The sequence below is a fragment of the Cellulosimicrobium sp. PMB13 genome, from assembly GCF_051294865.1.
Taxonomy (GTDB): Bacteria; Actinomycetota; Actinomycetes; order Actinomycetales; family Cellulomonadaceae; genus Cellulosimicrobium.
Genome location: NZ_CP145910.1, coordinates 3,184,668 through 3,193,519 on the forward strand (window position 1 = coordinate 3,184,668; position 8,852 = coordinate 3,193,519).

The window sequence follows — 8,852 nt, forward strand, 5'->3', positions numbered from 1 at the left end:
CCTCGACGGTCGACGACGGGCGTCCCCGCCGCCACAGGTCAGCGGCTCGCGGCCACGTCCAGGACCCACGTCACCCCGAAGCGGTCCGTGAGCATCCCGTAGACCGGCGCCCATGCGGACGAGGCCAGGGGCGCGACGACGGTCGCGCCGTCGACGAGCTTCTCCCAGAAGCCCGTGACCTCCGCGACGTCGTCGCCGCGCACGGAGACGAAGAACGGGGCCTCGCCCGGGCTCCACGGCCGGTCCGCCGGGACGTCGTACGCCATGACGCGGAAGCCGTTCGCGGCGGCGACCTGGCCCCAGACGACGAGATCGGCCTCCGGAGCGTCCGGCCCGGCCAGGTCGCCGTACGTCGTGACGACGAGGTCGCCGCCGAACACGGAGCGGTAGAAGGTCAGCGCTGCGCGCGCGTCGCCGCGGAAGTTGAGGTGGGGGGTGGTGGACACGGTCATCGGGTGCTCCTCGGTGCGGGTCGGTGCCGGGCGGGATCGCCCGACGTCTCGCGACGATGCTCGGCCCAGATGCGGACAGTTATCGCCCGCATCTCCGGGCAGGATGGCGTGCATGGCCGAGACCTCCGCCCGCACCCTCCTCCTGCTGTCGCTCCTGCAGGCGCGGCGCGACTGGTCCGGCGCGGCGCTCGCGGAACGGCTGGGCGTCGACCCGCGCACCGTGCGCCGCGACGTCGGGCGCCTGCGCTACCTCGGCTACCGGATCACGGCGTCCCGCGGCCCCGACGGCGGGTACCGCCTCGACGCGGGCGCCGAGCTGCCGCCCCTGCTGTTCGACGACGAGCAGGTGGTCGCGCTGACCGTCGCCCTGCAGGCCCTCGCCGCGAGCGGCGCCGGCGCCGACCTCGAGGAGGCCGCGGCGCGCGCGCTCACCACGCTGCGCCAGGTGATGCCGGCGCGGCTGCGGCACCGCGTCGACGCGGTCGAGATCACCGCGATACCGCGCGGTGCGGGCGCGCCCTCGGTGGACGTCGAGGTGCTGCTGGCCGTCAGCGCCGCCGTGCGGGCGCGCGAGGTGCTGCGGTTCGACTACGCGACGCCCGGCAGTGCGACGGCCGACGGCGCGGCGCCCCGACGCGTGGAGCCGCACCACGTCGTCGTCTCGGGCGGGCGCTGGTACCTCGTCGCGTGGGACCTGGACCGTGACGACTGGCGCACCTTCCGCGTCGACCGCATCGCGCCGCGCACGCCGACCGGGCCGCGGTTCCGGCGCCGGGACATGCCGGGCGGCGACGTCCGGACGTTCGTCGCGTCCCGGTTCCGCGGCGGCACCGGCGGCGACGGTGGCGGTGAGTGGCCGTGCTGGGGCGAGGCCGTCCTGGCCGCTCCCGCGGCGCGGGTCGCGCCGTTCGTCGACGACGGGGTCGTCGAGGACCTCGGCCCGGACCGTTGCCGCGTCGTCCTCGGCTCGTGGTCGTGGACCGCGCTCGCGGTGCGGCTCGGCGTGTTCGGCGCGGACGTCACCTCGGTCCGACCGCCCGAGCTCGCGCACGCGTTCGCAGGACTCGCCCGGCGCTTCGCGCGTGCAGCCGCAGCGGTGCCGTGACCCCGTTCCGCGTTCGAACGTGTGTTCGATACGCTGGGTCGATGGGAACCCGCCGAGGTCCACCCGGCGGCAGGCCGTCGAGCATCGAGACCGTGCCGCTGCGCGACAGCGCCGACGAGGCACCAGCGCTCGCGCGCCGCGACGCCGTGATCGTCCGACCGGAGGAGGCGATCCCGGTCCGTGCCTGGATCACGCAGCGCCAGTCGGGCGAGGCGCAGGTCGACGGCGAGGCGATCGCGTGGGCGGGGCGTCAGGTGAACGTCCGGTACGTCGACCGGCACGGACGGGAGGGCTGGGCGTGGCTCTGGGCCGACGCCGTCGAGCGCCGGTGAGCGGACGCGTGCGGGGTGAGCGCAGATCTGGGCGCCGCACCAGCGCGCGGGGCGTCGTCCGGGTGAAGTGCTCCGGTCCGGTCGCCCTGGCACCCCAGCGGTCCTACGGTCTCGATAGCCGGGCGCCGACGCGGCGTCGGCCGCACCTCTGGACGAAGGGCACTGCGATGACCGAGAACTCCCCTCATCCGCAGGACGACTCGCTCGCCGCGGTCCTCGCCGCGGTGAGCACGCCGTCGCCCCTGGACACCGCGCTCGGGCGGTTCGACCTCGTGGACGGGGTCCCGACGCCCGAGTCGGTCGACCGCCTGTACGCGTCGCTCGACCTCGTCCGGGGTATCGAGGCGTACCTGAGCACGATCCCCGGTGCGTCGCTCGTCGCGATGCGGCACGGCTTCCGCAGTCTCGGCCTGGTCCGGTCCCAGCAGATCGGCTACACCGAGCCGCGGGCCGACTCGAACGGCATCTTCCTCACGGCCAACACCGAGACGACCTACGGCACCTTCTTCTTCGACCTGCGCGAGACGGGTCCGTTCGTCATCGAGCCGCCGAAGCAGTCGCTGTGCGTCGTGGACGACTTCTGGTTCCGGTACGTGGCCGACATGGGCATCGCCGGGCCGGACCGGGGCGAGGGCGGGCGGTACCTGTTCCTCCCCCCGGACCACGACGGCGACGTCCCGGACGGCTACTTCGTCTACCGCACGCCGACGTTCACCAACTGGGTCGTGCTGCGCGCGCTGGGCGGTGTGCCCGCGATGAAGGAGACGCGGGTCTACCCGCTCGCCGACGCGGCGAACCCCCCGGAGACGGAGTTCGTGAACATCGCCGGTGCCCGCGTCAACACGGTCCACGCCAACGACGCGTCGTTCTTCGACGAGGTCGCCGAGATCGTCGCCGAGGAGCCGCCGGGCTCGCTCGACCCGGAGCGCGCAGGGCTGCTCCGTGCGGTCGGCATCCAGCACGGCCGACCGTTCGCGCCGAGCGAGGAGCTCCGCGCGACGCTCGACTCCGCGGCGCGCACCGCCGCGGCGATGAGCCGTGCGCTGATGTACTCGCCCCGCGACCCCGACGCACCGATCGCACCCGGGTCGACCTGGCTCAACGGGTTCCTCGGCGGCTCGTACGAGTTCCTCGCCGACGGCGCACGCCTGCTCGACGCCCGGACCCAGTTCCACTTCCTCGCGACGGTCGTCACGCCGGCGATGGCGCACGCCCAGGTGGGCGCGGGCTCCGCGTACGCGTACACCGCCCACGACGCGGACGGCGGGATCCTCGACGGCGCGCGCACCTACCGTCTGGTGCTGCCGCCGAACCCGCCGGCGAAGAACTTCTGGGCCGTCGACGTCTACGACACCCAGACGCGCTCGCTCCTGCAGACCGCCGACCCGCACCCGAGCGTCATGAGCCTCACCGGCACCGTCACCACCGAGGACGACGGGAGCACGGTGCTGTGGTTCGGCCCGGAGCCGCCCGTGGGACGCGAGCAGAACTGGGTCCAGACCGTGCCCGGGAAGTCGTGGTTCCCCATGCTGCGCCTGTACGGGCCGCTCGAGCCCTGGTTCGAGAAGTCGTGGCTCCCCGGTGACCTGGAGCCGGTCGCGGACCCCGCCGTCTGAGTCGTCGCTCGATCAGCCGGTCTCCGCCGCCTCCCGCCGCTTCTGCCGCGCGAAGCGAGCGGGCAGGTCCGGGCCGTCCCACACCTGGATCGCGCGCCAGATCGACGCGGCGATGGGCACCGCCAGGACCGCGCCCGTGAGGCCGGCGAGCACCGTCCCCGCGGTCAGGGCGATGAGGATGACCAGCGGGTGCAGGCGCAGCGTCCTGCCCATGACGACGGGCTGGAGCAGGTCGCCCTCGAGCTGGTTGACCGCGATGACGATCGCCACCACGATGAGCGCCTCGACCGGCCCGACGGCCACGAGCGCGACCAGCGCGCACAGGATGCCGGCGAGCGTCGCGCCGACGAGCGGGATGAAGGCGAGCAGGAAGACGAGCACAGAGAGCGGGAGGACGAGCGGGACCCCGACGATCGCCAGCCCGATCCCGATCGCGACGGCGTCCACGAGCGCGACGATCGCCGTCCCACGCACGTAGCCACCGAGCGTGCGGACCGTCGTCTCGCCGATCCGCTGGCCGCGCGCGTACCGCTCGCCCTGGAACGGCCGCAGGAGGAACTCCCAGATCTGCGGGCCGTCCTTGAGGAAAAAGAACAGCACGACGATCATCACGAAGAACCCGGCGACGAAGTCGACGGTCTGGGAGACACCCGCGAGCGCGCCCGCACCCACGGCGTCGGACTGCAGGAGGCCGACGACGGAGTCTCGCACCGACTGGAGCTGTTCCTCGGTGATGTCGAACGGCAGATTCTGGACGTACACCTGCAGCTCGTCGAAGCCCTCGATCGCCTGGTCCCGCAGCTCGGGCCACTGGTCCACGACCGCGACGACGATCAGCCAGACCACGCCTGCGAGCACCGCGACGAGGGTGATCAGCGCGATCACCGTCGCCAGGGACGACGGCACCCCCTTGCGTCGCAGGAGGACGACGAGCGGCGAGATCGCCGCGGCGAGCACCAGCGCGATGAGCACCGGGATGACGATGAGCGTCAGCCGCGTCAGCGCGAACACCGCGACGGCCACGAGCGCGACGATCGCGAGCACCTGGAGCGACCGCGTCCCGGCACGACCCACGCCGTCGGCCCACAGCTGTGACGCCCCGCGCGACGGCGGGGCCGCCTCCGGTCGCGCGCCCGTGGCGTCGTCATCGACGGGCTCCCGGACGACGACCGCCGTGTCCTGCGCACGCTGATCCGCGCGCTCCCGCGTTCGACGCCTACCCAGAGCCATGCCGTCTCCCTCTCGTCGCACGTGTCGCGGGCAACGGTGCCACGCCCTCGGGTTGCCCGCCGCCCAGGCCGTTCCGGCTCGACCGGAGCACGACCCAGCACGAGCGTACGGTCGGGTCTTGACGTCGCACTTGCATTTTGCAAGTATGGACAGATGAGCCTCTTCCTCACCTGCCCGGTAGAGAGTGTCGAGCGCGCAACGGCCTTCTACACCGCCCTCGGATGGACCTTCAACGCAGAGATGTCCGATCACAACGTGTCGTGCTTCGCGATCGCGCCCGAGCAGTACGTCATGCTCGGCAGTCGCGAGATGTACGCGAGCGTCGGCGGGGTCGAGGAGGTGATCGGTGGACCAGACACCCCCTCGAAGGTCACGGTCTCGTTCGACCTCGGCAGCCGCGAGGCGGTCGATGAGCTCGTCGGGCGCGCCAGCGCCGCCGGAGGGCGGATCGGCGACACCGACGACTACCCCTTCATGTACCAGCGCCAGTTCGACGACCCGGACGGCTACCACTACTCGCCGTTCTGGATGAAGCCGGACGCCGACACGACCGCGTGAGCGACCTCGCCACGGCCCTCGACGTCGTCGGAGCCCGGTGGGCCCTGCTCATCGTGGACCGGCTGCTCGACGGACCGCAGCGCTACGGCGACCTGCAACGCGACCTCGGAGCGCCGACCAACATTCTCGCGACCCGCCTGCGCGAGCTCGAAGCGGCCGGCGTGCTGTCCCGCCTGCCCCTGCGGCACAACACCCGGGCCTACGCGCTCACCGAGCGCGGGCTCGCCCTCCGCGGGGCGATCGTCGCGCTCCGACACTGGGGTGCCGAGGAGGGCTGAGCTGGATCACGTCAGACGTGATCAGGACGGCCTGCCACGACGTTCCGGCACGCCGGACCCGGTCAGGTCCTCGCTGTCTGCGACGGCACCCTTCGCTCGACCGGCCCCGCGACGACCCGGCGGGCCTGGCCGACCAGCTCAGCGCGAAGGGCGAGCTCTCGCGTGAGAGCGGGCAGCCCGAGCTCCGACACCGCTGTCCCGATCAGCGCGTCGAACTCGGGCCACTGCTCGTCACGGTGCAGCCCCGCGAGCTCGCGCAGGGAGGGCGAGTCCATCCCGAGGACGAGCGCCTCGGTCGCCGATCCCGTCAGGCGGTCACGGTCACGGTCGATGTCGTGCAGCCACAGGCCCCAGGCGACCATCAGCTCGTGCGTCATCGCCCGTACGGCGTCCCGCTCGACGGCGACGAGCGGCCACCAGTGGCGCTCGCCGAGGTGCTCGCGTGCCGCCGCGGCGTCGAACCAGGTGCCGTCCACCCGCGGGCGTGCGCTGCCGAGAACCCGGTGCACAGCGAAGTGCGCGACCGGCGCCGGCCACGCGTAGGTGGTGCCGGCGGGGACCGTGTTGCGCACGAAGCCCAGCGGCGTCGTCTCGTGAGGCCGTCCGAGCACCGTTCGGACGAGGCCGTCGAGCGCCTCGCCGGGCCCCTCGTCGCCGACGGTCCGGGTCGGCAGGTCCCAGCCCGGTCTGCCGCCGGTGCGTGGGACGCAGAAGACGCGGCCCGCATCGTCGCGGATCAGGAGCCGGACGAGAGCGGTCGGCTCCGGCATCGCCACGTCCTCGTCCAGGAGGACGACGTCGGCGCGGCCTCCCGGCGGCAGCCAGGGCGCTCCGGGCCACGAGCACAGGGTCAGCACGGGCGTCACGGTACCGCGGAGGACGGACGAGCCGTACCTGGCCTCCTCGCGGTTCGCCTCGAATGGGCGCGCGCCTGCGGGGCGCGACTCCCTAGAGTCGAGGCATGGCATCCCGCATCAGCGAACTGGTGATCGACTGCGCCGACCCCGAGCTGCTCGCGCGGTTCTGGAGCGACGTCCTCGGCTACGTCGAGCTCGACAGGGACGACGACGGGATCGAGATCGGCCCGCCAGGCGGTTTCGGCGGGCTGCAGCCGACTCTCATCCTGAGCCGGAGCAGCGACCCTCGGCGTGGGAAGCTCCCCCTGCACATCGACGTCAACCCCGTCGACCGGGACCAGGACGCCGAGCTCGAGCGCCTGCTCGCGCTGGGCGCGCGCCCCGCCGACGTGGGACAGACCGGCGACGAGTCGTGGCACGTCCTGGCGGACCCGGAGGGCAACGAGTTCTGCCTCCTGCGCAGGCGGCTCGAGCCGTGACCCGCGCGCCGGCCGTCACCTCCGCACGTACGGGCGGGCGCTGCCGACGCTCGCCGGCGTCGCACCCCGCTGCACCGGCTGGCCGTCGTCCGCGAGGCAGGACGGGACCGTCCGCAGCACGAGGCCGCCGGTCGACGGAGGGACGTCACCGGCGTACGCGGCCCCGCTGACGGCAGTCGCCGTCACGAGGACCGCGGCGGCACACCCGACGGCCGCCTGACGCCGAGCACGTGACCAGATCTTGAGGCTCATCGCTCTTCCCCGTTCCGGGAGCGGCACCGGAGGGTCCGGCACGTCCGCTCTCAGCGTCGGGCGCGGCGCACGGCCGCGACCATACGACGATCGTCGTATCCGCGGTCGTCGTCCGCGGTGAGAGCCGTCCCGACCTTCCCTGAGGGCTCCGACGGTCCTATGGTCGAAGGACCGGACCGGGGAGGGGCGATGTCACCTTCGACGCCCTCGAGCACTGACGTCCTCGCGCTGCGCGACATCCTGGAGCTGGCGCAGCCGTCGCGGCACACGCCGAGCACGACGGTGGTGTCCGAGATCCTCCGACGTCTCGAGCCGCTGCTCGGGAGCGACGGCGTCGCCTTCCACGCGATGGACGCCCGGGACTTCTCCTACCAGCACATGCAGGGCGTGGAGGCCGGTGAGGAGTACGTGCTCTCCGGGGCCGACCTGTCGTCGGACGGCTCCGTGGACGACGGGCTCGACGTGCTGCAGGACCACTGGTGGGTGAGCCCGTGCAGCCTCATCGAGCGCACGGGCGAGCCCGTGGCGACGAACATCCGGTCCTGGTACGGCGAGCGCCGCTGGTCACAGCATCCCCTGCACCGGGAATACCTCACGTACGCCGACGAGCTGATCTTCGGCTTTCCGCTGGGCGGGGCGAGGTCGCTGCGCATCCTGGCGCCCCGAGAATCGGGCTCTGCGTTCGGCGAGCGGGAGCTGACGCTCTGCCGGCTCCTCCTGCCCCACCTTCGCGACGTCCTCACCGCGGTCGTCGCGCCGCCCGACGCGCCGGCGGACACGCTCACCGAACGGCAGCGGGAGATCCTGCACCTCGTCCAGAACGGCATGTCCAACGAGCAGGTCGGCGCAGCGCTCGGCATCTCGCCGACGACGGTCCGCACGCACCTCGAGCACGTCTACGCACGGCTCGGGGTGACGAGCCGCACCGCCGCCGTCGCCGCGGCGTTCGGCCCGACGCGTGGCGGCACGGCGTGACTTCGATGGTTGGCGGGCTGAGAGCACCGTCCACCGTGCCCGGTCAGTCGTCGCCGTCGAAGAGGCCGCCGTCGAGCAGCCAGTGGTAGCGCAGGCGCAGCGCGCGCTCGGTGCTCGCGAGCAGGGTAGCGACGACGAGCGCGACGTTGACCGTCCCCGAGAGGTGGATCGGGGACGTGAAGGTGCCCACGTTCTCCGCCACGGGAGGGATCTGGGAGATCTGCTCCACGATCTGCGGGACGCCGAGCACGAGGGCGACCACCAGGACCGCCCAGGAGGCGAACCCGATCGTCCGGCTCACCCCGGGGTGCCGGTGGTCGAGCCGTGCGCGGCGGCCCTCGGCCGAGGCCGGGTCCGGCGCGAGCTGTCGGGCGGGGCCGCCGCCGTCCGGGACGTAGTGGCACCGCCTCAGCCCGTAGCCGCTGGTGACCACCTCGATCGTGCCGCCCGTGACCGGGAACTCGGCCGGGAGCTTGGACGTCGCGTGGTGCCGGCCGTCCCGGTAGAGCCGGGCCCGCACCTCGCCGTCGTCCGAGTCGCCCCAGAGGCGGACGTCGACCGACCACGTCTCGGGTCGACCGTCCTCGGCGGTGAGCCGGAGGTGGAACAGCGTGCGCGACAGGGGCTGCCACCACCGGAAGCGTGGCAGCGAGTGCCCGTCACCTGGCTTGAGGCGTCGCGCGGCGCGCTGTCGCTTCCAGTTCGAGAACACCCACGG

At 73.0% G+C, this 8,852-nt stretch carries 12 protein-coding genes; 7 read left to right on the forward strand and 5 right to left on the reverse strand.

Annotated elements, in window-relative coordinates; all coding sequences use genetic code 11:
* Nucleotides 1-38 precede the first annotated feature (38 nt).
* Complete coding sequence (locus V5D56_RS14385; protein ID WP_435735979.1) at nt 39-452, reverse strand: VOC family protein; 414 nt, start codon at nt 450-452, stop codon at nt 39-41.
* 112 nt (nt 453-564) lie between these two features.
* On the opposite strand from V5D56_RS14385, the gene V5D56_RS14390 reads away from it, so the two are divergent.
* The 3 genes from V5D56_RS14390 (at nt 565) to V5D56_RS14400 (ending at nt 3,505) form a co-directional block, all read left to right on the forward strand.
* Nucleotides 565-1,557, forward strand: a complete 993-nt coding sequence (locus V5D56_RS14390; protein WP_435735980.1) for a helix-turn-helix transcriptional regulator — start codon at nt 565-567, stop codon at nt 1,555-1,557.
* 41 nt (nt 1,558-1,598) lie between these two features.
* Nucleotides 1,599-1,889: a hypothetical protein gene (locus V5D56_RS14395; RefSeq protein ID WP_435735981.1), complete on the forward strand. Its 291-nt coding sequence runs from the start codon at nt 1,599-1,601 to the stop codon at nt 1,887-1,889.
* Between the two features lie 167 nt (nt 1,890-2,056).
* A complete protein-coding gene (locus V5D56_RS14400) occupies nt 2,057-3,505 on the forward strand; it encodes a DUF1254 domain-containing protein (protein WP_435735982.1) in 1,449 nt (482 codons plus the stop codon).
* Between the two features lie 12 nt (nt 3,506-3,517).
* Here V5D56_RS14400 and V5D56_RS14405 read toward each other — a convergent pair whose 3' ends face one another.
* Nucleotides 3,518-4,735: an AI-2E family transporter gene (locus V5D56_RS14405; RefSeq protein ID WP_435735983.1), complete on the reverse strand. Its 1,218-nt coding sequence runs from the start codon at nt 4,733-4,735 to the stop codon at nt 3,518-3,520.
* A gap of 153 nt (nt 4,736-4,888) precedes the next feature.
* On the opposite strand from V5D56_RS14405, the gene V5D56_RS14410 reads away from it, so the two are divergent.
* Together V5D56_RS14410 and V5D56_RS14415 are read left to right on the forward strand one after the other, a co-directional pair.
* Nucleotides 4,889-5,293 (forward strand): VOC family protein, encoded by a 405-nt coding sequence (locus tag V5D56_RS14410; protein WP_435735984.1) that lies wholly within the window; start codon nt 4,889-4,891, stop codon nt 5,291-5,293.
* Nucleotides 5,290-5,571 (forward strand): winged helix-turn-helix transcriptional regulator, encoded by a 282-nt coding sequence (locus V5D56_RS14415; protein ID WP_435735985.1) that lies wholly within the window; start codon nt 5,290-5,292, stop codon nt 5,569-5,571. Before V5D56_RS14410 ends, V5D56_RS14415 begins: the two co-directional genes overlap by 4 nt.
* A gap of 62 nt (nt 5,572-5,633) precedes the next feature.
* Here V5D56_RS14415 and V5D56_RS14420 read toward each other — a convergent pair whose 3' ends face one another.
* Entirely contained in the window at nt 5,634-6,428 is a 795-nt protein-coding gene (locus tag V5D56_RS14420) for a hypothetical protein (RefSeq protein ID WP_435735986.1), read from the reverse strand.
* Between the two features lie 104 nt (nt 6,429-6,532).
* Here V5D56_RS14420 and V5D56_RS14425 point away from each other — a divergent pair, with 104 nt between their 5' ends.
* A complete protein-coding gene (locus V5D56_RS14425) occupies nt 6,533-6,907 on the forward strand; it encodes a VOC family protein (RefSeq protein WP_435735987.1) in 375 nt (124 codons plus the stop codon).
* Between the two features lie 15 nt (nt 6,908-6,922).
* Here the strand turns inward: V5D56_RS14425 and V5D56_RS14430 are convergent, their stop codons facing one another.
* Nucleotides 6,923-7,159 (reverse strand): hypothetical protein, encoded by a 237-nt coding sequence (locus tag V5D56_RS14430; RefSeq protein WP_435735988.1) that lies wholly within the window; start codon nt 7,157-7,159, stop codon nt 6,923-6,925.
* Between the two features lie 189 nt (nt 7,160-7,348).
* Between V5D56_RS14430 and V5D56_RS14435 the strand changes: the two genes are divergently transcribed.
* Complete coding sequence (locus V5D56_RS14435) at nt 7,349-8,134, forward strand: helix-turn-helix transcriptional regulator (protein ID WP_435735989.1); 786 nt, start codon at nt 7,349-7,351, stop codon at nt 8,132-8,134.
* A gap of 43 nt (nt 8,135-8,177) precedes the next feature.
* On the opposite strand, the gene V5D56_RS14440 is transcribed toward V5D56_RS14435, so the two are convergent.
* On the reverse strand, nt 8,178-8,846 hold the full coding sequence (locus V5D56_RS14440) for a hypothetical protein (protein ID WP_435735990.1): 669 nt from the start codon (nt 8,844-8,846) through the stop codon (nt 8,178-8,180).
* Between the last annotated feature and the right edge of the window lie 6 nt (nt 8,847-8,852).